This is a genomic window from Arthrobacter sp. FW306-06-A, assembly GCF_021870055.1.
Classification (GTDB): Bacteria; Actinomycetota; Actinomycetes; order Actinomycetales; family Micrococcaceae; genus Arthrobacter.
Genome location: NZ_CP084554.1, coordinates 95,594 through 116,734, shown reverse-complemented (window position 1 = coordinate 116,734; position 21,141 = coordinate 95,594). Strand labels below are relative to the sequence as shown.

At 63.9% G+C, this 21,141-nt stretch carries 21 protein-coding genes and 1 pseudogene; 15 read left to right on the top strand and 7 right to left on the bottom strand.

Going from position 1 to position 21,141, the window contains the following annotated elements; genetic code table 11:
- Positions 1–208 (top strand): hypothetical protein (locus tag LFT49_RS22360; RefSeq protein ID WP_237430767.1); only part of this gene is annotated, 208 nt, incomplete at its 5' end.
- Between the two features lie 241 nt (positions 209–449).
- On the opposite strand, the gene LFT49_RS22355 is transcribed toward LFT49_RS22360, so the two are convergent.
- Entirely contained in the window at positions 450–602 is a 153-nt protein-coding gene (locus LFT49_RS22355) for a hypothetical protein (RefSeq protein WP_237430766.1), read from the bottom strand.
- 465 nt (positions 603–1,067) lie between these two features.
- Between LFT49_RS22355 and LFT49_RS22350 the strand changes: the two genes are divergently transcribed.
- The 7 genes and pseudogenes from LFT49_RS22350 (at position 1,068) to LFT49_RS22320 (ending at position 8,820) form a co-directional block, all read left to right on the top strand.
- Positions 1,068–1,373, top strand: coding sequence for a hypothetical protein (locus tag LFT49_RS22350; RefSeq protein ID WP_237430765.1), 306 nt, complete (start codon positions 1,068–1,070; stop codon positions 1,371–1,373).
- Between the two features lie 142 nt (positions 1,374–1,515).
- The gene (gene istA, locus LFT49_RS22345) at positions 1,516–3,045 is read left to right on the top strand and encodes an IS21 family transposase (protein ID WP_237430764.1); all 1,530 of its coding nucleotides are present in this window, start codon (positions 1,516–1,518) and stop codon (positions 3,043–3,045) included.
- Positions 3,042–3,830: an IS21-like element helper ATPase IstB gene (istB, locus tag LFT49_RS22340; RefSeq protein ID WP_237430763.1), complete on the top strand. Its 789-nt coding sequence runs from the start codon at positions 3,042–3,044 to the stop codon at positions 3,828–3,830. The genes istA and istB overlap by 4 nt, the downstream gene beginning before the upstream one ends.
- A 237-nt stretch (positions 3,831–4,067) precedes the next feature.
- Positions 4,068–4,253 (top strand): annotated as a pseudogene (locus LFT49_RS22335) (hypothetical protein); the annotation flags it as partial.
- A gap of 207 nt (positions 4,254–4,460) precedes the next feature.
- Positions 4,461–5,540 carry a tyrosine-type recombinase/integrase gene (locus tag LFT49_RS22330; RefSeq protein WP_237430762.1) on the top strand — a complete coding sequence of 360 codons (1,080 nt, stop codon included), beginning with the start codon at positions 4,461–4,463 and terminating at the stop codon, positions 5,538–5,540.
- Positions 5,537–8,248, top strand: a complete 2,712-nt coding sequence (locus LFT49_RS22325) for a tyrosine-type recombinase/integrase (RefSeq protein ID WP_237430761.1) — start codon at positions 5,537–5,539, stop codon at positions 8,246–8,248. The genes LFT49_RS22330 and LFT49_RS22325 overlap by 4 nt, the downstream gene beginning before the upstream one ends.
- Positions 8,245–8,820: a hypothetical protein gene (locus LFT49_RS22320; RefSeq protein WP_237430760.1), complete on the top strand. Its 576-nt coding sequence runs from the start codon at positions 8,245–8,247 to the stop codon at positions 8,818–8,820. Before LFT49_RS22325 ends, LFT49_RS22320 begins: the two co-directional genes overlap by 4 nt.
- Positions 8,821–9,016: 196 nt before the next feature.
- On the opposite strand, the gene LFT49_RS22315 is transcribed toward LFT49_RS22320, so the two are convergent.
- Complete coding sequence (locus LFT49_RS22315; RefSeq protein ID WP_237430759.1) at positions 9,017–9,829, bottom strand: alpha/beta fold hydrolase; 813 nt, start codon at positions 9,827–9,829, stop codon at positions 9,017–9,019.
- A gap of 240 nt (positions 9,830–10,069) precedes the next feature.
- Here LFT49_RS22315 and LFT49_RS22310 point away from each other — a divergent pair, with 240 nt between their 5' ends.
- The gene (locus LFT49_RS22310) at positions 10,070–10,354 is read left to right on the top strand and encodes a DUF427 domain-containing protein (RefSeq protein WP_237430758.1); all 285 of its coding nucleotides are present in this window, start codon (positions 10,070–10,072) and stop codon (positions 10,352–10,354) included.
- A gap of 27 nt (positions 10,355–10,381) precedes the next feature.
- On the opposite strand, the gene LFT49_RS22305 is transcribed toward LFT49_RS22310, so the two are convergent.
- A complete protein-coding gene (locus tag LFT49_RS22305; RefSeq protein WP_237430773.1) occupies positions 10,382–10,771 on the bottom strand; it encodes a heavy metal-responsive transcriptional regulator in 390 nt (129 codons plus the stop codon).
- Between the two features lie 242 nt (positions 10,772–11,013).
- Between LFT49_RS22305 and merA the strand changes: the two genes are divergently transcribed.
- From merA to LFT49_RS22275, 6 genes are all read left to right on the top strand, one after another.
- Positions 11,014–12,459, top strand: coding sequence for a mercury(II) reductase (gene merA / locus LFT49_RS22300; protein WP_237430757.1), 1,446 nt, complete (start codon positions 11,014–11,016; stop codon positions 12,457–12,459).
- 46 nt (positions 12,460–12,505) lie between these two features.
- Positions 12,506–13,870 (top strand): dihydrolipoyl dehydrogenase family protein, encoded by a 1,365-nt coding sequence (locus LFT49_RS22295; protein WP_237430756.1) that lies wholly within the window; start codon positions 12,506–12,508, stop codon positions 13,868–13,870.
- A complete protein-coding gene (trxA, locus tag LFT49_RS22290; protein ID WP_237430755.1) occupies positions 13,867–14,202 on the top strand; it encodes a thioredoxin in 336 nt (111 codons plus the stop codon). The genes LFT49_RS22295 and trxA overlap by 4 nt, the downstream gene beginning before the upstream one ends.
- A gap of 309 nt (positions 14,203–14,511) precedes the next feature.
- Positions 14,512–15,186 (top strand): haloacid dehalogenase type II, encoded by a 675-nt coding sequence (locus LFT49_RS22285; RefSeq protein ID WP_237430754.1) that lies wholly within the window; start codon positions 14,512–14,514, stop codon positions 15,184–15,186.
- 32 nt (positions 15,187–15,218) lie between these two features.
- Positions 15,219–15,965, top strand: a complete 747-nt coding sequence (locus LFT49_RS22280) for a DUF427 domain-containing protein (protein WP_237430753.1) — start codon at positions 15,219–15,221, stop codon at positions 15,963–15,965.
- A 345-nt stretch (positions 15,966–16,310) separates the two neighbouring features.
- Positions 16,311–17,828: a permease gene (locus LFT49_RS22275; protein ID WP_237430752.1), complete on the top strand. Its 1,518-nt coding sequence runs from the start codon at positions 16,311–16,313 to the stop codon at positions 17,826–17,828.
- A 43-nt stretch (positions 17,829–17,871) separates the two neighbouring features.
- On the opposite strand, the gene LFT49_RS22270 is transcribed toward LFT49_RS22275, so the two are convergent.
- The 4 genes from LFT49_RS22270 to LFT49_RS22255 all read right to left on the bottom strand — a co-directional run bounded on the left by LFT49_RS22270 (position 17,872) and on the right by LFT49_RS22255 (position 20,852).
- On the bottom strand, positions 17,872–18,813 hold the full coding sequence (locus LFT49_RS22270; RefSeq protein WP_373462177.1) for an ABC transporter substrate-binding protein: 942 nt from the start codon (positions 18,811–18,813) through the stop codon (positions 17,872–17,874).
- Between the two features lie 139 nt (positions 18,814–18,952).
- Entirely contained in the window at positions 18,953–19,501 is a 549-nt protein-coding gene (locus LFT49_RS22265; protein WP_237430750.1) for a carboxymuconolactone decarboxylase family protein, read from the bottom strand.
- Between the two features lie 111 nt (positions 19,502–19,612).
- Positions 19,613–20,401, bottom strand: coding sequence for a Crp/Fnr family transcriptional regulator (locus LFT49_RS22260; protein WP_237430749.1), 789 nt, complete (start codon positions 20,399–20,401; stop codon positions 19,613–19,615).
- A complete protein-coding gene (locus tag LFT49_RS22255) occupies positions 20,391–20,852 on the bottom strand; it encodes a hypothetical protein (protein ID WP_237430748.1) in 462 nt (153 codons plus the stop codon). Before LFT49_RS22255 ends, LFT49_RS22260 begins: the two co-directional genes overlap by 11 nt.
- Positions 20,853–21,141: the final 289 nt, after the last annotated feature.

Genomic DNA, 21,141 nt, shown 5'->3' with positions numbered 1-21,141 from the left:
GCTAACCCCCGCGCAGCTCGCGGAACTGCAGGAGGCATGGGCAGAATTCGCCGAAGCGGCTAAAGGCTCCGGGGCGAAGAGCTTTCACGCCTGTACCCGGACCGGCAAGCCCTGGCACCAAGACCCCGCAGCCGTACGCAGTATGGCGGCGTTGCTGCGCCGCGTACGGGATGAGGACACGACACCCGGCACCGAGCCGGACAGGTAGGGCCGGGCCGGCCCTGGTCAGGTGGCCCGGCCTGCACCGGGTCTAGGTTTCCTGGTCCTTCCGGACCTTGGAGATGGCGCGGTAGGCGGTGATTGAAGCGCCCAGCGCTGCCAGCGAGAGCACGAAATTCACGATCGTCAGTGGTTCCATAAGGGTTTCCTTATCGTTGAGTTGAACCTAGGCTAAGAAGGAGCCCGGTGGCCGCAACCATTCGCGGTTACGATCACCGGACTTTGAGTAGCTACACCTTCCTTGCTTTACGCTTACGCTTCCGAGTGCCAGCTCGGGAGCGTTTGCTCGTTAAGAGCGCGTTCCGCGTGGAAAGCAGAGCGATGACCGCTGTCGCCAGGCTCACGACCGAAGTCGCGAGCTTGATCAGTTCGTCGATGCTCATGTAGCCACCTCCTTCCTGCCCCGCCGTGCGAGGCCCCCACTGGTCCAGCCGGTCGAGGGTGGGCCGTCAACCCCGAAGAGTGCACGGGCAGGGCCGCGAAATAAGGGAGCGCAGCGACCGCGTGGCCCTGGTGGGGCGCGTGGGTTGACGGGTCGGGCCCCCGGACGGCTACGATCAGTGGCCTTGTACGGAGAACAACCCAGCCACATGTAGGGCAAAAACAAGGCGCTTACAGGCCGGAGCGAAGCGCAGGACCGGTTCCTGGGTGGAGCGCAGCGGAACCCAGGGCTTGAGGGAACGGGTTATGCCCACTGGCGGGCAGGTGGAGCCCTCCGCACAGCTCAGGCTGTCCCCATTGGGTACAACCCGTTCTTTGTCGTACCCCTCCCCCAGAATGAAACGTGCGGCTTAGACGGCCGCTTTTTATTGGCGTGTCGATTCGAATATACGTTCTAAGGTTGTGTTATGGGACCGGAGCAAGCTGCCGCGCTGCAGGCGCAGTATGCACGGCGTGCCGGCCCGATAGGGCTGACCGTGGAAGAGCTCGATTTCGAGCACTTCCCGGCCAAAAACGGGTACCCAGGGATCCCGGTGAAGGCGTGGATACGGTTCCCGAACTGCGCGGAACTCGTGGACGGCGAAGTGTTTGCCTGGACAGCAAAAGCTGCCGAAGTGACGTGGAAGGACGGGCCGGTGACCTACCGGACCTGGGTGTGGAGTGTTAGCGGCCATGAGAAACTGCCCATAGGCGGCCACGAAAGTGCCCACTGACGGCCAGTAAAACTGCCCGACGGTGGCCATGAGATCTGCCCACTTCCTTACTGAACCGACCGCGCCTTAAGCGGCGGGAGCCTCTCCCTGGGGTTTGATGACGGTGTCTAAGCGCACCAAGCGAACCAGGAAGAGGCCCTGTATGAAGTCTGACGGAGAAATCATGGAAATCCTTGCTGCCTACGATCTGACCGGATCGTTGCGCGCCACCGCGGAGCTCACGGGCTGCTCGCACCACACCGTTGCCAAACACGTCACCGCCCGGGATGCCGGCAGGCCCATCGGGGAGCCGACGGCACGGGGCCGGGTCACCGACCCGTACCTGCCCAAGATCGAAGAATGGGTGGAAGCCTCCAAGGGCCGGATCCGGGCCGACAAGGCCCACGAGAAGCTCCTCGCCCTGGGCTATACGGGTTCGGAGCGCTCCACCCGACGGGCGATCGCCCAAGTCAAAGCAGCGTGGCGGCTGGGCCACACCCGCATCCACCGGCCCTGGATCACAGAACCGGGGATGTGGTTGCAGTACGACTTCGGCGACGGGCCCCGGATCGGCGGGGTGAAGACCATCCTTTTCGTGGCCTGGCTGGCGTTCTCACGCTTCCGCATCGTGATCCCGCTCAAGGACAGGACCGCGCCGAGCGTGTTCGCAGCCCTGGACCGGTGCTTCCGGCTCCTCGGAGGGGCGCCGACCTACGTCCTCACGGACAACGAAAAAACCGTCACCACCGCCCACGTCGCCGGGGTCCCGGTGCGCAACCAGCAGACCTTGGACTTCGCCCGGCACTACGGGGTGACCGTGCTGACCTGCCAACCGGCGGACCCGGCCACCAAAGGCGGAGTCGAAGCGTCCGTGAAACTCGCCAAGGCCGACCTCGTGCCCAAAGACACCAACCTCCGCGATGACTACCGCACCTTCGCCGAGCTCGAGGCCGCCTGCACGGCGTTCATGGACGAGGTCAATCACCGTGAGCACCGGACGACGCGGCGGAAACCCGCGGCCATGCTCGCCGAGGAAGCCCCGCGGCTGCACCGGATCCCGGACACCGCCCACACGGTCGCGTTCGGCCTGGCCCGCGGCGTTCCGGAGAACACCCCAATGGTCACCTTCGAAAACGCCCAGTACTCCGTCCCGGCCCACCTGCTCGGAGCCCGGGTGTTCGTCCGCACCCACGGCACCGGGCCCGGCGAGCAGGTCATCATCGTCCACCACGGCACGACCGGGCCCGTCGAAGTCGCCCGCCACGAACGGGCACGGCCCGGCAGCCCCGCCATCAACGACGAACACTTCCCCGGAACCCGGGCGAAGCTCCCCGGCGACTACGAGGTGAGGGCCCGCAGCGCGGACGAGGCCGCGTTCCTGGCCATCGGCGAAGGCGCCAGAACCTGGCTCGTCGAGGCCGCCGCGGCCGGGACCGCAAGGATGAACGTGAAAATGGCCGAAGCCGTTACGCTGGCCAAAATCGCCGGCACCGATCAGGTCGACCGGGCCCTGGGCGACGCCGCCCTGCATGGCCGGTTCGCGCACCCGGACCTCGCCTCGATCCTGAACGCCAACATCCGCCGCACTACCACCCACGCCGCCAATGAAGCCACCTCCCTCACCCAAGGAACAGGGGCGTGGGCCGCGATCGGCAACCCCGCAACCATCACCACGCCGGAGGAGGCCCGATGAGCCCCGTCACCACGACCAATACCGCGGCTCCGCCGCTACCGGCGGACCTGGAAGCCCTGATGCGGTCCCTGAAAATGCCCCACGCCCGGGCGCTGGCCCCGGACCTGATCGCGACTGCCCGCGCCCAGCGGTGGGAACCGGCCGAGGTCATCAAGGCCCTCTTCACCGAAGAAGCCGCCGGCCGGGCCCGGTCCATGCTCGCTTCCCGCCGCAAAGCAGCCGGGTTCCCGACCGGGAAGACATTCGAGGCGTGGGACCCTGCAGTGTCCTCCATCCCGGCCCCGACCCAGCAGGCGCTGCGGACTCTGGAATGGGTCACCCGTAGGGAAAACCTCGTCGTCTGCGGGCCCTCGGGGACGGGGAAGACGTTCTTCCTCGAAGCCCTCGGCCAGCAGGCCGTCGAAGCCGGCATGCGGGTCGCCTGGTTCAGGCTCGAGGACCTCGGCGTCCTCATCCGGGCCCACCGAACCGATGACAGTGTCACCCGGGCCGTCGCCCGGATTCTCCGAGCCGAGCTCGTGGTGATTGACGACATTGGCCTGCTGCCCGTGGCCACCGACGCCGCCGAAGGCCTCTACCGGGTCGTGGACGCAGCCTACGAAAAACGCTCGGTCGCGATCAGCTCAAACCTCCACCCCGCCGGATTCGACGAGCTCATGCCCAAAACCCTCGCCACCGCCACCGTTGACCGACTGCTGCACCACGCCCACGTCTGCCAGACCAGCGGCGATTCCGTCCGCCTCACCCAAGCCCTCGCCGGAAAAGGAGTCACCCGCTTGAACTGACCAACCCAACGATGGCCAATCCCGCCGAAACCAATCAGTGGGCAGATCTATTGGCCATAACCGGGCAGTTTTACTGGCCACCAGCGGGCACTTTTTGTGGCCGTCCATGGGCAGAAACAACTGGCCATTGACAGTGGAGCTCGGCGGTAACCCGCCGGGAAGAAATGATGAACAGGAATTTGGGAGAGCGGACCAACCGTGACAGCAACAGTGAGTGAAACAACCCTAGGCGCCCCCGTGGACGTCAGATTTACAGCGGCCGGCACTCCCCTGGCCGTCCGCTACGACGGCCGCGTGTGGGCAGTAGCGGCAGAGCCGCTGCGTTGGTTCACCAGGGACTCCTGGTGGGAGACACAGCGGACCGTGCCGGTAGGGGTCGGCAACGTTGTCGACATCGAACACTGGAGGCTCCAGGTCCGGCTTATCTACCCTCCGGTGGGGTTCACAGGGATGTGTGTTCTGAACTAGGGTCGACTCGGAACGCACGGATTATCTACCCCGACGAGGTACGTCCGAATGGCTCAGTCATCGATTCCGTTTCCGTCGACCAACCACCCGAACCCCTCGATTCCACAACATTGGATCGCGTTCAGGGTCATCCACAAGGCCGGAGGCCCGTCATGGGCAGTTGTGGACACTTGCACCTACGAACTGCATCCTGAATCCAGCTCATACCTTCACTACCTCTTTGGTTCCTCCCGGTCCACGAACACCCTCAGGGCATACGCGCAACGCCTCGCCGCGTATTTCACCTGGCTCGGTCCGGCCCGGCTGAACTGGGCCGACGGAGTGCCCGTCGTTTCCCGATTCATCCGGGAACTCGCTGTCTCTCCGTTGCCCAACGCTGAATCGGACACGGAATACCGCGAGCCCCGTTACCGCAGCGGGAAAACGATAAATCAGTACGCCGCGGCCCTGACCCAGTTCTACATGTGGGCCGCCCGCAATGATCTGATCAGTGAGAAGACTGCCGCCGGCTTCTATGAGACGCGAATCGCTTACGGCTATTCCGGTGACAGGCTCCTGCCGGGCAAGGTATCCAAGGCCAGGGCTGTCCGGGTCAAGGAAGTCGAAGAAGCCCCCAAGCTTCTCGACGAACACGCTGCCCACTCGCTGCTGTCAGCGATGGCCAACCGGCGTGACCGCTTCCTGGTGGCACTGATGCTCGAAACAGGCCTCCGAATCGGCGAAGCACTGGGCCTGCGGACCGAGGATCTGCACCTCTTCCATGACTCCCGCGGCCTCCGCTGCGCGACCTCCGGCCCACACATCCATGTCCGTCGGCGCCAAAACCCCAACGCCGCCTTGTCAAAGTCCGCGAATCCCCGCAGCATCCCCGTCACTGAAACGGTCTGCACCCTGTACCACCTCTACGCTGAGGACCGCATCGACCGCCTGGACGTGGACTCAAGCCCCATGGTTTTCGTCAACCTGTACTCCCGGTCCCACGCCGGAGAGGCAATGAAGTACTCCAACGCCGTCAAGATCTTCTACCGCTCCTCAGGCCGCGCCGGCCTCCGGGTCAACCCGCACATGACACGGCATACCGCTGCGACCCGCTGGAAACGGGCCGGAGTGCCGGGACCGGACGTCCAGGCACTACTCGGGCACCGCAGCCCCTCGTCACAGCACGTGTACGAGCATGCCAGCGACCAAGACCTTCGCGACGCCATCGAAAGTGTCCGGTCAGGTTCGGAGCAGCACCGATGACCGGCGCACGGCAGACCACGCCTGATGTTGCTCCTGCCCCAGCACGAACGGAACCGGTCGACCCGTCGTTGGACCTCTCCCGGTTCCAGGACATGCTCGCCCAAGAAATCCGGGACGATTGGCGCCCGAACGAATGGGACAGCACGACGTGGATCTTCACCGGAGTCCCAGGCCATCTGGGGACCCTCGTCAACGGTTGCAGCTTCCCCGGATGCTCCCGTCCCTCATTCACCCGCCGTAGCGGGCTGTGCAACATCTGCACGGGACGCTACATCCGGCACACCAAACGCATGGGCGCCATGAGCGCTGAGGACTGGATCAACCGGGCAGCCGAGCTACAGGGAACGAACTGGGTATCCCGCATCGTCCCGATCCTGTGCTCAGTGACAAACTGCACAAACCGCAGTAAAGGCCTGGGCGTGCCCCTCCTGGCCGCCACGGACGGAAACCCCCGACGATGGCACCAGAAAAAGGACCGGTTGCCTCCCTTATGCCTGGGCCACCACCCTGTCAGGACAGTGCCAGACATCGCAGCCTGGGTGGCTGCCCAGGAAGCCAAACCGGTCACGGCACCGGAATACTGCGCCGTCCCATGGTGCGGCTACAAACGGCACCCCGCCAACCGGATCGGACTCTGCAGGCTCCATTCAAAGCTGATCGCCACCCAGGGAGAGCTGACTTTGCACCTCGAACGGGAAGCGGTCGTCTCGCTGGAACCCGACGGCTACCGGGAAATCCACGCCCCCTCCCCCACAACAGGCGGATGCGAACTCAACCTCGCTGCATTGCGCCAGCGGCACCCGAGATTGGCCACGGAACTGCTGTGGGCCCTTCAGCACCAGGACCGTATTGGCTTCCCCATCAATATCGTCACGACCCGGGCCCTCATCCGTTCGGCCATGGACTTCCCGCAGGCCACGAAATCCTTCCTCAACGCCGACACCCGGGCCCTGTCCGAAAGCAAGGTCATGCGCTCGGTAAATGCCTGGTCGATGTTCCGTGTGGTGCGGGCCAGATTACTCGAACGCTACGTCCCGTGGTCCACCAGCGGCGATCTTCTCCGGTCAGACCTCATCCCATTCGGTCTGCTGACGACGTCATCCAACAGATCCGGGTCGGCCCGCTCCCTAGCAGCCCTGGACTTCCGGCCAATACCCCTGGAATGGGCCCGGCAAATGGCCAAGCTATGGATCTTGGAGCGATCCACCACGGAGACTTCCGCGACGACCCTCATCACTCACGTCGCACGGCTCTGCACGGACTTTGTCGTCCAGTGCGCGGCGCGGAACCTCCCCTCACCCACAAACGCGTCCGACCTCACACGAGAACATGGCAAGGTCCTGGCGCAGGCGCTGGCAGGTCTTGCCCGGCTCGATGGGCAACCCCTACCCAACAGCTACAAACGGCTCCTTGGATCAACGCTTGCCGGCATGATCGACTACGCCCGGAAAAACTCGGACCTGTTCGAAAACACCACTCTCTCCTTCGCCCTGGACTACGACCTGCAGATCCCCCTCGAAGACAATCCGAGGTCAGACGAAGACGATGAGACCGGACGGGCTGTTCCCGAACCCGTGATCGAGTACCTCTTCGAGCAGCTACCCACCGCACGAGTCTCCAATCCCGCATCAGCCTCTGCCCCCAACGCCGTCTACAAAGCAGCGTTCACCTGCTACCTGACCCTTTTGCGCGACGCCGGACGCCGACCCAGCGAAACCGCAGGTCTCCGCCGTGACTGCCTCAGCTACGACACGACCGGCCAAGCCACCCTGCTCTGGCACAACGACAAAGGAAGACGCAGGGGCAGGCGCCTGCCTATCTGGGCGGAAACCGCCCAAGCCCTGGAGACCTGGTTTATTGTCCGGGATCAACACATCACCGCGATGCCGCCCGGGCAGCAGGACTGGCTTTTTCCCACCTTCCGTCCCAGGGCCCGTGACAAACACCTCAAGACAACGTGGTTCAACAAACGGCTCCGGGACTGGATCGACCTCGATCTTCCAGACCTGCCAGGCCCCAATAACGGCCCCGGCGCAGGAACGCCGTTCTGCAAGACCAGTGTTTTCGCCTATGCGTTCCGCCACTCCTACTGCCAACGACTGGCCGACGCAGGCGTCCCACAGGAAACCCTCCGCCGCCTCATGGACCACCGGTCCGCCGACACGACTGCCCAGTACTACACAGTGACCAACGCACGAAAACGCAAAGCCATCGAGTCCGTCAAAAGGCTCTCCTTCGACGCTCTGGGCGCCCACTCCCCCGTTACCGAAGACCTTTACTCCATGGCCGCGGTCGCCGTCCCGTTCGGCAACTGCACCGAACCGACCAACATCAAAGCAGCGGGCAAAGCATGCCCCGCACGTTTTCAATGCGGCGGCTGCACTTTCTTCAGATCTGACCCTTCCCATCTCCCAGACCTCAAGGCGCATCTGGAACGGATGAAAGAAGACCTCGCCTGGCAGGTCGCGCAGAACCTTCGACCCTCACTCATCACTGACACCCGGAACGAGATCGAAGCGTTCACCGCCCTCATCACTGCGCAAGAAACACGGCTGGCCGAATTGCCCGGCAGCGAAAGGGAGTCCCTCGCGGAAGCCTCCGCCGTACTGCGCCGGCTCCGTTCCAGTGTCCCGACCGCCGTCGAGAAACCCTTCATCCCAGTCGGAAGCCTCAAGATCAAAACCCGCACCGTCGAGGACGAGGAATGAGAACCCACTCAGGCTCGAAAACGGCCGCAATGGTGCAGCAACGAAAGAAAGACAGCAAAATCAAAAGGCAGGCAGTCCTGGCCACCATCGATGCGATGACAGGGACAAACACCCCTATCACCGTCGCAGATGTTGCGCGCCGTGCCGGCGTCAGCCCCTGGCTGGTCCGCCAACCGCCCCTCCTCGCGCACGTAAGAAAAGCACAGGCAAGCCTAGGTGGACCGACCACTGAACGGACACCAAACCCAGCCACCGGCTCGCTCCTTGTCGAACGCGACCTTCTGCGCAAGGAGAACCAACGGCTCCGCCATGAACTACAGCGGCACCAGCTCCGCATCTCCGAACTGCTTGGGGACCAGATCGACGGCACGGACGCCCACTCCCAATCGGTCAAGGTCCAGGAACTGATAGACCAAAACGCCATTCTTTCCCGGCAAGCCAGCGACGCGAGCCAAGAGCTCCGGCAACTGAAACAGAAAGTAGAAGGGCTTTCCTCGGACCTGGAGGCAGCCCACAGCGTCAACCGTTCCCTAATGGCCGAAATAAACCGCCCAGCACGGAGCCGCTCCTAATTCCCGGTGAGTCCGGCGAAGAGCTTCCGGACGCGACACTTGTTGTCAGCCGGACCAGACGCATTCCAGACTTTCGATGCGCGGACAGTTCGTCCGGTTTCTCCAGCATCGTTCCGCCCGGTCATGGTTTCGAGCTCCGCTCATCACACATGCAGTCCATGCAACGACATGGTTCCCGCCCCGGAAGCCAGACATCCTAGGCTGCGGACAGCAGAGAGTTGACGGCTGAAGCAATCGTTTCGGGGTGGTCCTCCGGTGTGAAGTGTCTGCCGTTAGGGATCCGGATAAGTTCGCAGCCCAGTTCCGCGGCGAGCCGTTCACCGAATTCGATCTTCTGGAATCGATCCGCTTCGCCCCAAACCACCCTGGCGGGAAGCCCCAGTGTATGGAGCCGTCCGGAGACGCCCTTCGTGTCCTGCGAGGTGAGCGGAACGACCTGGCGATTCAGTGCCTTAGCCGCACCGTGCGCAATATAGGGCGCCAAATGCTCCCCTATTGATTCAAGGGCCCTTTGAGGGTTGTCGTGACCGCGGTGAACGAGCTGCACCATGGTCGGATAGATCATCGTCGCAGGAAGTCGTGCCAGGACGGGTGCGAGGCGCTGCATCATTTTCACGCTGGGGATTGGCCACGAGTCGTAGGAGACAGAGTTGGTCAGCAACAGGCCGGCGAAAGCATCCGGCTGCCGCAGTGCCGCGATTTGTGCGACACCCCCTCCCAGATCGTGGCCAACAAGGACCGGTTTCTGGCCAAGGTCAAGGGAGCCTATCCATTCCAGAAGGTATCCGGTCTGGGCCGAAAGGCTGAGATCCTTGTTGGCACCGTCAGGGATGCTTGTGCCGTAGCCGGGCATTTCCCATGCCAGGCAGCGGCCCTGGACCAGAGGCATGACGTGGCGCCAGAGGCGTGGTGAAGTGGGAATGCCGTGAAGGAAGATGACCGGGGCACCGTTCCCCTGTTCGGTCCACCGCCCTTGGGCACTCTCCCGCATGGACTGCAATTCAGTCATTACCATCTCCTTGAGCCTTGCGCAGCGTTTGGGGGACCACGTTAGCCTGCCAGCAAGATGTTGGACAGTAATTGCTGATGCACAGTTCACCACCGATCCCGATGTGGTGTGTGTTCGAGATCGCAGAAGAGCCGCACGGGTCCGCCTATCGTTGCCGCATCGGAGCAACATCATTGGCCCGTGTTGGTAGGGGGCATTGTCCGGTGCATCCGCTTTAAGGAAACGGTGAGAGGTAAGGACATGGTCAGGGCAATCTGGAATGGGAAAGTCATTGCCGAGTCGGAAGACACTATCGTGGTTGAAGGCAATCACTATTTCCCGCGTGGGGCAGTGAATCCGCTCTACCTGAAGGACAGCGACATGTATTCGGTCTGCCCGTGGAAGGGGCGGGCCAGTTATCACACGCTGGAGGTAGACGGCCAGGTCAACGTTGATGCGGCATGGTTTTACAGTGACCCGAAAAAGCGGGCTGCGCCGATCAAGGACCGTGTTGCTTTCTGGCGGGGCGTGCGGATCGAGGAATGACGCGGCCGGGATCAGAGGTAGCCGGGATCAGAGGTAGCTGCAGATCCTGGATTGGTCACACGCAGCCGGGTCCCCGGCTGCTACGGCCTGGTAGGAGGCGGCGACCCCTGCCCGCAGTGCGGTCAGTTCCGCAATCCTCGAATCCAGTTCGGCCAACTGGCCGGCCAGAATATCCCGGACATGGGCACAGGGGGCGCTGCCGGGTTCCCGAACAGCCAGGATGCTGCGGATCTGGTTCACGGACAGCCCCGCCGCCCTGCTCCGGCCAATGAAATCAAGCCGGTCCAGGCTGTCTGCGTCGTAGTGACGGTAGCCGTTGGTGCCCCGTGGCGCAGGCGGGAGCAGCCCCTGCTCTTCATAGAACCGCAGGGTCTTGGGCGTCATCCCCACGGTTTTGGCAACTTCACCGATACGCATATTGTGGTCCTCATTTTCCGTCATGGGCCACGACAATTTTGAGGGCCCGGGCGATCTCTACATTCCAGTTTAGGTGAAGGTTTCCCCGTCTCTTGGAATCTTCTGTGCCCAGGAGCGTGGTGGTCTTCTTGACCTTCCCCCACGGGGGAAGGTGGAGGGTGGGAGGAGGAAGTGCAAGCACCTGTCCGAAACGGAGCCAGGCCCGTCGCGGGCTCGTCGTCAATGCCATCAATGGAGGTTCCATGTCTGCCGTACAGCGTTTTGACTTTGATCTGGCGATCATCGGTTCAGGTGGCGGTGCCTTCGCCGCGGCCATCCGTGCCACCAACTTGGGCAAGAGCGTATTGATGGTCGAGCGGTCCACCATCGGTGGGACCTGTGTGAACACCGGGTGCGTTCCTTCCAAGGCGCTGCTCGCCGCTGCCGAGACCCGGCATGTGGCCCTCGACGCTGGAAGCAGGTTTCCGGGGATCGCTTCGGGTGCCGGCGCGGTGGACATGTCGGCATTGATTGGCGGGAAGCGTGCCTTGGTGGAAGGGATGCGCTCGGAGAAGTATGCCGACCTGATTGAGGACTACGGCTGGGAGCTCCGCCAGGGAACCGCGGCCTTTGCCGGCACACCTGAAGACCCGGCACTGGACATTGTCTCGGCCGGCGGCGGCCAAGAGTCGGTGTCCGCGGCACACTACCTGGTGGCCACGGGTTCTGAGCCTTGGGCTCCCCCGGTGCCGGGACTGCAGGACACCGGCTACCTGACATCGACGACGGCGATGGAACTGGAGGAGGTCCCGGAGTCCTTGCTGGTGGTCGGCGGCGGTTTCGTGGCCCTGGAGCAGGCCCAGCTGTTCGCCCGGCTGGGATCCAAGGTGACCATGCTGGTCCGCTCCCGGCTCGCCTCATCGGAGGAACCCGAAGTCTCACTGGCACTAATGAGCGTCTTCACCGACGAGGGCATCCGGGTCATTCGCCGCGCCACTCTGGCCTCGGTCGCGACCGATGAGAGCACGGGCGGTGTGACGGCGGTGGCTGACGTCGCCGGCAGCCGCCACGAATTCCGTGCAGCCCGTCTGCTGATGGCCACGGGACGGCGCCCCGTCACCGATGGACTGAACCTGGACACGGTGGGGGTGAAGATCGGGGACCGCGGCGAAATCCTGGTGCAAAACACCCTGGCCAGCACGAACCCGAGGGTCTGGGCGGCGGGCGATGTGACGGGGCACCGGGAGTTCGTCTATGTCGCGTCCGCCCACGGCGCTCTCGCTGTGGACAACGCGTTCAATGACGCCGGCCGCAAAGTCGACTACCGGCACCTGCCCCGGGTGGCCTTTACCAGCCCGGCCATGGCCGCCGTCGGACTGACCGACAAGGAAGCCAACGGCGCGGGTGTCAGCTGTGAATGCCGTGTCCTGCCGCTGGAGTATGTTCCGCGGGCCCTGGTGAACCGGGACACTCGCGGCTTCATCAAGCTCGTGGCCGAGAACGAAACTGGGAAGATCCTGGGCCTCACCGCAGTAGGCAAGGAAGCAGGCGATCTGGCCGCGGCAGGGGTCTACATCCTGGAAGCAGGGATGACCGTGGAACAGGTCGCCAATCTGTGGAGCCCCTACCTGACCATGGCCGAAGGCATCAAGATCGCGGCCCAGTCTTACACCACCGACATCTCCCGGCTCTCCTGCTGCGCAACATGACCACGGACCCGGGGTACGCCAACACCAACGAGAAAGGCAGGAACTGATGGAGGAACACTTCGATGTTGCTGTCCTGGGCATGGGCCCGGGGGGCGAAGTGGCAGCCAGCCGGCTTCTGAAGGCTGGGACAAAGGTTGCCGTGATCGAACGCGAACTGATTGGCGGTGAATGCGCCTACTGGGCCTGCGTTCCTTCGAAAACCCTGCTCCGGCCGCCGGAAGCGAGGACTGCGGCGGCCCGGGCGGCCGGGGTCAGGGGAGCTGAGCTGGATTGGGCTGCTGCCAGTGATTACCGGGACTACATGATCCGCCACCTCGACGACAAAGCGCAGGTTGACGGCTACACGGGTCAGGGCGCGACGGTCATCAAAGCCGAAGGGAGGATAACCGGTCCCGGCACCCTGCAGGCCGGCGACAGGACAATCACCGCCGACCACATCATCATCGCCACCGGCTCCGAAGCGGTCATCCCCGACCTGGAAGGCGCAGAAGACGTGACCACCTGGACCAACCGGGAAACGTTCACGTCCACTACCCTGCCGGGGCGGGCGGTGGTGATTGGCGGCAGCGCGGTGGGCGTCGAAACAGCCACGTTCCTGGCCCGCTTCGGCGTCAACGTGACCCTGGTTCACCGCGGCACGGGCTTGCTGGAACGCGAAGAACCCCGGGTTGGTGAACTGGCCCGGCTCTACCTGCAAGAAGCCGCGGTGAAGGTGCGCCTCGGCGTCCGGGCTGTCCGTGCCAGGCGGGACGGAACAGACAGCTTTTTGGAGCTCGACGACGGCACATCGGTGAGTACCGACGTCGTCATCTTCGCGACCGGCCGCCGGCCACGGAGCAAGGACCTCGGCTTCGAAACGGCAGGGGTAGCTCTGGATGCCCGGGGCGCGGTGCAGGTCGACGAGCATTGCAGGGCCGCAGACAATGTGTGGGCGATTGGCGATGCCACCGGCGTCATGCCCTTCACGCACGTGGCCAAGTACCAGGGCCGGATCGTGGCAGACGCCATCCTCGGCCGGCCACGCCCGGCCAGCTACGAGGGCATCCCCAGGGTGGTTTTCGGGGACCCGGAAATCGCGGCCGCCGGGATCACCCAGGCCCAGGCCGACGAGCAGGGACGAGCAACAGCGTTCGCCGAACTGGACCTGGCCAAATCACTTACCCGCCCCTGGACCTACGAGCAGGAACCACGCGGGAATCTCGGACTCCTCACCGACACCGACGAGGGGATCCTTATCGGGGCCTGGGCGGTGTCGCCCTTGGCCGGGGAATGGATCCACCAGGCTTCCCTCGCGATCCGCGCCAAAGTACCCATTGCCGTCCTTCACGACCAGGTCGCCCAGTTCCCCAGTTACAGTGAGGCCTTCCAAACGGCCCTCGACAGCCTCAAATACCGAAAGGAAACGCTATGAGCAGCGCAAAAAATGTCACCGACGGCACGTTCGAACACGAGGTCCTACAAGCAGACAAGCCAGTCATCGTGGACTTCTGGGCCGACTGGTGCGGACCCTGCAGGATGGTCTCCCCCGTCCTGGACCAGCTCGCGGCCGAGCACGCAGGAACAGTCGACGTCGTGAAAGTCAACATCGACGAAAATCCTCAAGTCGCGGCGGAATACGGCATCACCTCCATCCCTGCCATCTACCTGTTCAACCACGGCGAACTGAAATCCTCAGTGATCGGTGCCCGACCCAAGCAATACCTCGAAAAAGAATTCGCGGAGTACCTGCAAACCTCACACTGAACCTCGGTGGAGATCATTGAAGGAAAACGAAGCGTCGAAGACGCAAGCAGCTTTACGCACAGACGGCCGCCGCCTAGGTGATGGGCCGGGACGCCCCGTACGCCGGGCGGCTCCTCTTCACCCCGGCTTCCGGTGGTGCCGCTGATCCTGACGCGTCAGTCGTTACCCCAGCCATGGTTGAGCAGATGACTGAAAAGGTCAGAGATGCTTTTGGGCCCGGCGAATCCCCCGGTGATACCAGGCGGTACCGTCCGGAAGCTCGTGGCCGGTACCGACCGCACCTTGCACGTACTACTGAAGGAGAACTGGATGAAACCCTCGCTCATTGTTTTTGACGTCAACGAGACCCTGTCGGACATGTCCCCCATGGGCCAGCGGTTCCTCGACGTGGGCGCGCCGGCACACGTGGCGAAGCTGTGGTTCGCCAGCTTGTTGCGGGACGGTTTTGCCCTCACCGCCGCCGGAGACAACGGCAACTTCGCCGGGATCGGCGCGGAAGCCCTACGGGGCCTGTTCACCGGCATGGACCTGAATCGGGAGATTGAGCCCGCGGTGCAGCATGTCATGGCCGGGTTCTCCAGCCTCGCGCTGCACCCTGATGTCGTCGCCGGCGTCACGGCCCTGCACGGTGCCGGATACCGCCTCGTCACGCTGACCAACGGCACCACTCAGGTGGCAGAGAAGCTCTTCACCGACGCCGGAATCCGGGAGAGTGTTGAGCTGCTGCTCTCGGTGGAGGACGCCCCGGCCTGGAAACCCGGCAGGGCCTCCTACGAGTACGCGGCCTCTGTGTGCGGTACCCGGCCGGAGGAGATGCTCCTGGTCGCGGTCCATCCCTGGGACATTCACGGCGCGGCCCGCGCGGGCCTGGCCACCGCCTGGATCAACAGGACGGGCGGCCCGTACCCGGCCTATTTCCAGGGACCGGATCACACCGTGTCCTCCCTTGCTGATCTGGTCCCGGCCCTGGCCGAAGGAAACTGAGTCCCGACGTGGCTGTTCGGTTGAGTTCGGAAATGCGGGCGCTGGCTCACCAGCTGCGGTATGAGCCAACGCCGCGCAGGATCAGGGCGGACGCCGGCGGCCGGCCCATCGTGGATTCCCGGGATGCCTTTCTCGTCTTTGAGCCGCGGAAGCTGACCCCGGTTTTCGCGGTCCCGGAAGAGGACATCGCCGCAGATCTCCAGCCCTCTTCCAATGACAAGGCACGGGCCGGGCAGCGTTCGCATTTCGCCGCCCACACAGCCCAGGGCCAGGCACTGCCCCTGAGGAGCGGGGACCTGGAACTGCCGGAAGCCGGGTTCCGGCTCACTGACGCAGCCCTGGCCGGTCATATCCTGCTGGATTTCGACGCCTTTGACCGCTGGCGGGAGGAAGACCAGGTGATCGAAGGCCATCCGCGGGACCCCTTCCATCGGGTCGACGCACGTGCCTCCTCGCGCCGGGTCAGGGTGGCCTACGGGACAACGGTCCTGGCCGAGAGCGCCCGGCCGGTGATTGTCTACGAGACGATGTTGTCGGTGCGGACCTACCTGCCGCGGGAGGACGTCAACTTCGGGGTCCTGGAACGCTCCTCACACAGCACCATCTGTCCCTATAAGGGCACGGCATCGTACTGGTCACTTACTGGCGCAGGATCAAAGGGCGAAAATATCGCCTGGAGCTATGAAGATCCCCTCCCGGACTCAACCCAGCTCACGGGCCTGATCGCCTTCTATGACGAACGGACCACCATTGACGTCGAAGGAAAAACCCATGCGTGAAGAACAACAATTGCCCAAGGCAGTAGATGTCAGAGGGACCGCGCCGCCCAGGCCACGGGCAGGAGGGGTCGAGGCCACGAGGGAAGAATCTGTAATCAGGAGCAGGCACAAGACGTTGCCGCAGCGTGATGAAGGGAAGGACATCCCGGCTTTGCCCGGCTCTGATGCCGGGGCTGCGGGCAGAATCGGGTTCGCACTTCGGGAACTTGGGCACCTCCTGGCGCGCTGGCAAGACCGCAAACCGGCCGCAGCGAGCCCAGGAGCCAAGCCTGGCCCTGGCTGTTCAGGGACTCGTCCGGCATTGGCCGGCCCCTCGGGCGTGAGGGACCGAGAGGGAACGCGCTGATGACGCTTTTGCAGACGGCGGGGCAGAGCGTCCTGGAGGCATTTTTCATGTTCTGGGCCACCTTATGGGCCCTGATTTTCGGATTCACGTTGTCCGGGGCCGTGCAGGCGTTCGTGTCCCGGCACGAGATGCAGAAAGCCATGGGTGACCACCGGGCCGGGACCGTGGTGCGCACCGGGTTCCTCGGTGCAGCGTCTTCGAGCTGTTCCTACGCGGCCACCGCCCTGGCGAAATCACTGTTCCAGCGTGGCGCGGACTTCACTACCGCGATGGTCTTCATGGTCGCCTCCACGAACCTGGTAGTTGAACTCGGCATCGTGTTGTGGCTGCTGATCGGCTGGCAGTTCGCGCTGGCCGAATTTGTGGGCGGGGCGATCATGATCGCCCTGTTCGTCCTGATCGCCCCACGCGTTTTCCCCGCCGCCGAACTCGCCCAGGCCAGGGAACGGCTCAACGCCCGCGCTTCCGCCAAGGGCCATGCCGCGGAGTCTGACGAGGCTGAGCGGCACGGGGTGAGCCTGCGGCAGCGGCTACGGTCGAAGGCAGGGTGGGCGGATGCGGCCGGTTACGCTGTCTCGGACGTGAGCATGCTCCGCCGCGAGCTGCTCATCGGCTACCTGGTCGCCGGGATTCTGGCCGTCGCCGTGCCCGCTTCGGCCTACAGCGTCGTGTTCTTCTCCGGCCATGGGTTCTGGACGGATTTGGAAAACGTCATCGTGGGCCCGTTCGTGGCGTTCATTAGCTTCGTCTGCTCGATCGGGAACGTTCCCCTGGCCGCGGCCCTGTTCAAGGGCGGCCTGAGCTTCGGCGGTACCGTCGCGTTCGTGTTCGCGGACCTCATCGCCCTGCCGCTGGTCATCATTTACGGCAAGTTCTACGGGCGCCGGATCGCCTCCCGGATCTTCTTCTCGTTCTGGGCGGTCATGAGCGTTTCCGGGCTGATCGTGGACCTGCTGTTCCGTGCCCTGGGCATCCCCGCCCCGGACCGCCCGACAGAGATCGCCCGCACCTCCTTTGAATGGAACTACACCACGTGGTTGAACATCGCCGCCATCGCCGTCGGCGCCGTCGTGTACTGGCTGTACCGGAACAGGGAACACTTCGGCGGGATGGAGAAATACGCCAAGGACCCGGTGTGCGGGATGCAGGTGGAACGCGCACACGCCCCGGCCATCCATACCCACGCGGGAAGCACCTATTACTTCTGCTCCGACCGGTGCCACGAAAAATTCGTCAACGACCCCGGAAAATACATCAACCAGTCGGCTGCCGAACCCATGCCACCGGAGAGCAGTGCTTCGGAGCCGAAGGCGAACCGTGGCGAAGAGTCCCCTCGCATACCGCAAGAAGATACCGGTTTGGCGGGCGGCACCGGGACGGACCCGGTGTGCGGTATGAGCGTCGATACAGCCAGCCCGGGCGCAGCCCATGTTCACCACGGCAGAACCTACTACTTCTGCTCAGAAGGCTGCCGGGATACCTTCGCCGCTGACCCAGCCCGATACTCACGTGTCTGATGCGCCTTAAGCGCCCGCCTGCAGTGGGTTGGTTCGCCGAACCTCAGCTGCTGCCGAGGTTCTTTTCCTTGAGCCAGGCCGCTGCCGCGTCCCGCGGGCTTTGTTTGGCATCCCCGGAGACTTTTTTGTTCAGTTGCACCAGGTCGTCCGTGGTGAGGACCCGCGATACTTTGTTGAGGATGTCCTTGGCTTTGCTGCCCGCCCGGTCGCTGCGGATCAGAGGCAAAACCTGCTGGGACGCGAAGTTGTTCTTGGGATCTTCAAGGGCGATCAGGTTGTTGCCGGCAATGAGCGGTGACGTGCTGAAGATGTCCGCCGCCTGGATTTTGTCATCCAGCAGCGCCCGGAGGGTCACGGGGCCGCCGCCGTCGTTGAAGGGGACAAACTCCTTCGGGACGCAGCCGTAGTTCGCCTTAAGTCCGGGCAAGCCCTGGGGCCTTTCCTGCGCCTCGGGCGGCATCCCCAGCGCAATCCGGTCGCAAACCTTCCCCAGGTCCTCGAGGGTTTTCAGCCCGTACTTGGTGGCGGTTTGTGCTGTGATGACGATGGAGTCTTTGTCCTCAGCAGCGGCCGGTTCGAGCACAGCCAGCCCGGACGGAAGCTTGCCCGGCAGTTCTTTCATCACGTCCGCCGCGCTGGTTGCCGTGGCGCTCTTGTCCACGTACCGCAGCAGGTTGCCGCTGTAGTCGGGGACCAGGTCGATTGAACCGTCCTGCACGGCCCTGACGTAGACCTCCCGGGATCCGATTTGCGGTTTGGTCTGGGCGGGGACGCCTCCTGCATTGAGGGCACCGGCGTAGATCTCAGCGAGTGTCTCACTTTCGGGAAAGTTTGCTGACCCCACGAGCAGCGGGCCTGCGGCTGTCGCCGCGCCTGTCCCGGGTTTGCCTTGCAGAGGGTTTGATGGTGAGCTGCAGGCGGACACGCTCAGAACGAGCAGGAAACCGGTCATTATGCTGGCCGGCCGGATAAAAGAGTTCCACATAAGTCTTCCTCGAGGGTAGGTCCTGGATGACCGGGCTGTAGCTGCAAAGGGTGCCGGCAAGAGGCCGGACGAAGCAACCGCCGCCGGTTCCCCGGGGACCCCGGCAGCGTGCGGGGACACCCGTGGGAACGGCGTGGCGCTAGGAGTTCAGCGGCGGTGCAGCGGGAACGTCCAGCTCTGTCCCAGCGTAATGGTTGAAGTAGTTCGTGAAGAGGTTCGCGGCGATGTGTGCGAACGCCTCGGCGAGCTCTTCGTCAGTCCATCCGGCGTCCAGTGCTGCCTGCCACACGGGCTCGGAGACGTTCCCGGTCCGGGCCGCCGCTTCGCGTGCTACCTCAGTGATGGCGGCGAGTTTGGGGTCGAAGTCCACTTCACCGGCACGGATCGCGATGATTTGTTCTTCGCTGAACCCGGCTTTATGGGCCGAGACCGTGTGCGCGCCCTGGCAGTAGTCGCAGTCGTTCTGGTTGCCGACGGCCAGGGCGATGGCTTCCTTGGTCCGTGCATCGAAGGTTCCGTGGGCGGCTATAGCCTGGGAGATGCCGTTGTAGGCTGCGATCACAACCGGTGAATGAGCCATTCCGGCGTGTATGTTCAGCAGCTTTCCCATCCGCTTTTCCATGGTAGCGGCCAGGTCTTTGGACCCGTGGGGAGCGGTATCGAGGGTGTGTGCGGGAATGCGGGGCATGTGTGGCTCCTTTAATGTCTTCTGTGGTGTCGGGTCGATAAGGGCTGTCCACTTCCGGGGTGGGAGGTCCCCGGATACCGGAAGGCGCGGGAGTGATGGAGCGGCCGCAGGTCACAGGCCGCTGCTCACTGCCGCCGAACGGAGGGCTCTCGGGTTCTGGATGGTGATGCGGCCGCGGCCCTGGCGGATGATTCCTTTGCCTGCAAAGTCTGCCAACGCCTTGCTGGTCGCTTCCCGGGTTGCGCCGAGAAGACCGGCGATCTGTTCGTGCGTGAGGCGGATGGCTTTACCTTGGCCGAAGCGGCCGCTCGGCGCGGCAGCGTCGAGGCTGATCAACAGAGAAGCGGTGCGGGCCAACAGTGGCCGCAACGCGAGGTCTGTGAGGCGTTCCTCCAGCCGGGCTACCTGTTCCCCGAGCAGCCGGAAAATGCGGATGGCTATGCGGGGGTCAGAGATCAGGTACCGCTCCACGTCCTCGACGCCGAGCTGGCAAATGGCTGAGTCCTCGATGGCCTCGGCGTAGTTGTCATACATGCGCTGGCCCACGAGCAGCATTTCCCCGAACACGGCCCCCGGCTCGAGGATCGCCATGGTGAGGGCCTTCCCGTCCTCGGTGACACGGAAAATCCGGATCCTGCCCGATTTGAGGATAAACAGGGCGGTGACGGGCTGGGACTGGCTAAAGACAAGTTCCCCGCGACGGAACATCCGGGCCGGCGCCATCATGTCCATCGCGCGCATCTCCTCAGCGCTCAGGTCCGCGAAGAGATCCACCTCGTTGAGGCACGTGAACGGATCATCGGGCCCTGAGGTGAGGGGGTATGGTTCCCGTTGGCCCGGAGACCAGGGCCGGGGGCCACCGACGGCGGCCTCCAGCCCCTCTTCCCATTTATCGCTCATCGGCGGTCTTCAGGACCCGGACTGCGACCACGGCGAGGATGATTCCGTAGATCAGGTGGCCCATGAGAGACCATCCGGCCGTCGCGTTCACCATGAAGAGCGGCATGCCGAGCATCATGGGCATGATCAGCAGGGGGCCAAGAACCCACCAGAGCGCCCCGTAGGCCATGCCGATCAGCGCTCCCCTCTTATAGGTCTTCAGAAGCCAGGCGAACGGCACTGTCAGGCCCAACCCGATCAGGATGGAGATCACCGTGTGGATTCCGAAGCCCACCAGGGGCGAGTTCGAACCGATCATGGAGGCGATCATCGGAAGCATGCCCATCATGGCCATCAGCACGCCGAAGACCAAGCCACCGGCGATACCGCCGATGACGCCTGCGCTGATGCGCCTGGCAAAGTGGTGCGGGACGGCGTGTGGCTGCTGTGCCACCGGAGATGTAGCGGACATCGTCGTGCTGCCTTTCGTTGAAGCGGAACTGCTTACGTTCGAAAGATAGGCCTGGAGCAATGGGCTGCTCTGTAAACGTGGACACATAACGGGGCGGGTTAAGACGGGGTGGCTGGAAGGGCAGCCCGGCCCTGATCGGGAGGCCGGGCATCAGGTGTCAGCCCGCCTTTTCCATGACGTGCCCACAGCAGCATCTGGGATTGCTGTCGCCCCCGTGCCCAGGGGCCGCACCCTTGGTAACGGTAATTTCGCAGCCACAGTCCCGATCCGGGCAACGGTAAACCTCGCC

What these genes read in the sequence shown, in the direction of transcription:
- LFT49_RS22355 (WP_237430766.1), bottom strand. Translation starts at nt 602, where the DNA reads ATGAGCATCGACGAACTGATCAAGCTCGCGACTTCGGTCGTGAGCCTG.
- LFT49_RS22350 (WP_237430765.1), top strand. Translation starts at nt 1,068, where the DNA reads ATGGGACCGGAGCAAGCTGCCGCGCTGCAGGCGCAGTATGCACGGCGT.
- istA (WP_237430764.1), top strand. Translation starts at nt 1,516, where the DNA reads ATGAAGTCTGACGGAGAAATCATGGAAATCCTTGCTGCCTACGATCTG.
- istB (WP_237430763.1), top strand. Translation starts at nt 3,042, where the DNA reads ATGAGCCCCGTCACCACGACCAATACCGCGGCTCCGCCGCTACCGGCG.
- LFT49_RS22325 (WP_237430761.1), top strand. Translation starts at nt 5,537, where the DNA reads ATGACCGGCGCACGGCAGACCACGCCTGATGTTGCTCCTGCCCCAGCA.
- LFT49_RS22320 (WP_237430760.1), top strand. Translation starts at nt 8,245, where the DNA reads ATGAGAACCCACTCAGGCTCGAAAACGGCCGCAATGGTGCAGCAACGA.
- LFT49_RS22315 (WP_237430759.1), bottom strand. Translation starts at nt 9,829, where the DNA reads ATGACTGAATTGCAGTCCATGCGGGAGAGTGCCCAAGGGCGGTGGACC.
- LFT49_RS22310 (WP_237430758.1), top strand. Translation starts at nt 10,070, where the DNA reads ATGGTCAGGGCAATCTGGAATGGGAAAGTCATTGCCGAGTCGGAAGAC.
- LFT49_RS22305 (WP_237430773.1), bottom strand. Translation starts at nt 10,771, where the DNA reads ATGCGTATCGGTGAAGTTGCCAAAACCGTGGGGATGACGCCCAAGACC.
- merA (WP_237430757.1), top strand. Translation starts at nt 11,014, where the DNA reads ATGTCTGCCGTACAGCGTTTTGACTTTGATCTGGCGATCATCGGTTCA.
- LFT49_RS22295 (WP_237430756.1), top strand. Translation starts at nt 12,506, where the DNA reads ATGGAGGAACACTTCGATGTTGCTGTCCTGGGCATGGGCCCGGGGGGC.
- trxA (WP_237430755.1), top strand. Translation starts at nt 13,867, where the DNA reads ATGAGCAGCGCAAAAAATGTCACCGACGGCACGTTCGAACACGAGGTC.
- LFT49_RS22285 (WP_237430754.1), top strand. Translation starts at nt 14,512, where the DNA reads ATGAAACCCTCGCTCATTGTTTTTGACGTCAACGAGACCCTGTCGGAC.
- LFT49_RS22280 (WP_237430753.1), top strand. Translation starts at nt 15,219, where the DNA reads ATGCGGGCGCTGGCTCACCAGCTGCGGTATGAGCCAACGCCGCGCAGG.
- LFT49_RS22275 (WP_237430752.1), top strand. Translation starts at nt 16,311, where the DNA reads ATGACGCTTTTGCAGACGGCGGGGCAGAGCGTCCTGGAGGCATTTTTC.
- LFT49_RS22270 (WP_373462177.1), bottom strand. Translation starts at nt 18,813, where the DNA reads ATGTGGAACTCTTTTATCCGGCCGGCCAGCATAATGACCGGTTTCCTG.
- LFT49_RS22265 (WP_237430750.1), bottom strand. Translation starts at nt 19,501, where the DNA reads ATGCCCCGCATTCCCGCACACACCCTCGATACCGCTCCCCACGGGTCC.
- LFT49_RS22260 (WP_237430749.1), bottom strand. Translation starts at nt 20,401, where the DNA reads ATGAGCGATAAATGGGAAGAGGGGCTGGAGGCCGCCGTCGGTGGCCCC.
- LFT49_RS22255 (WP_237430748.1), bottom strand. Translation starts at nt 20,852, where the DNA reads ATGTCCGCTACATCTCCGGTGGCACAGCAGCCACACGCCGTCCCGCAC.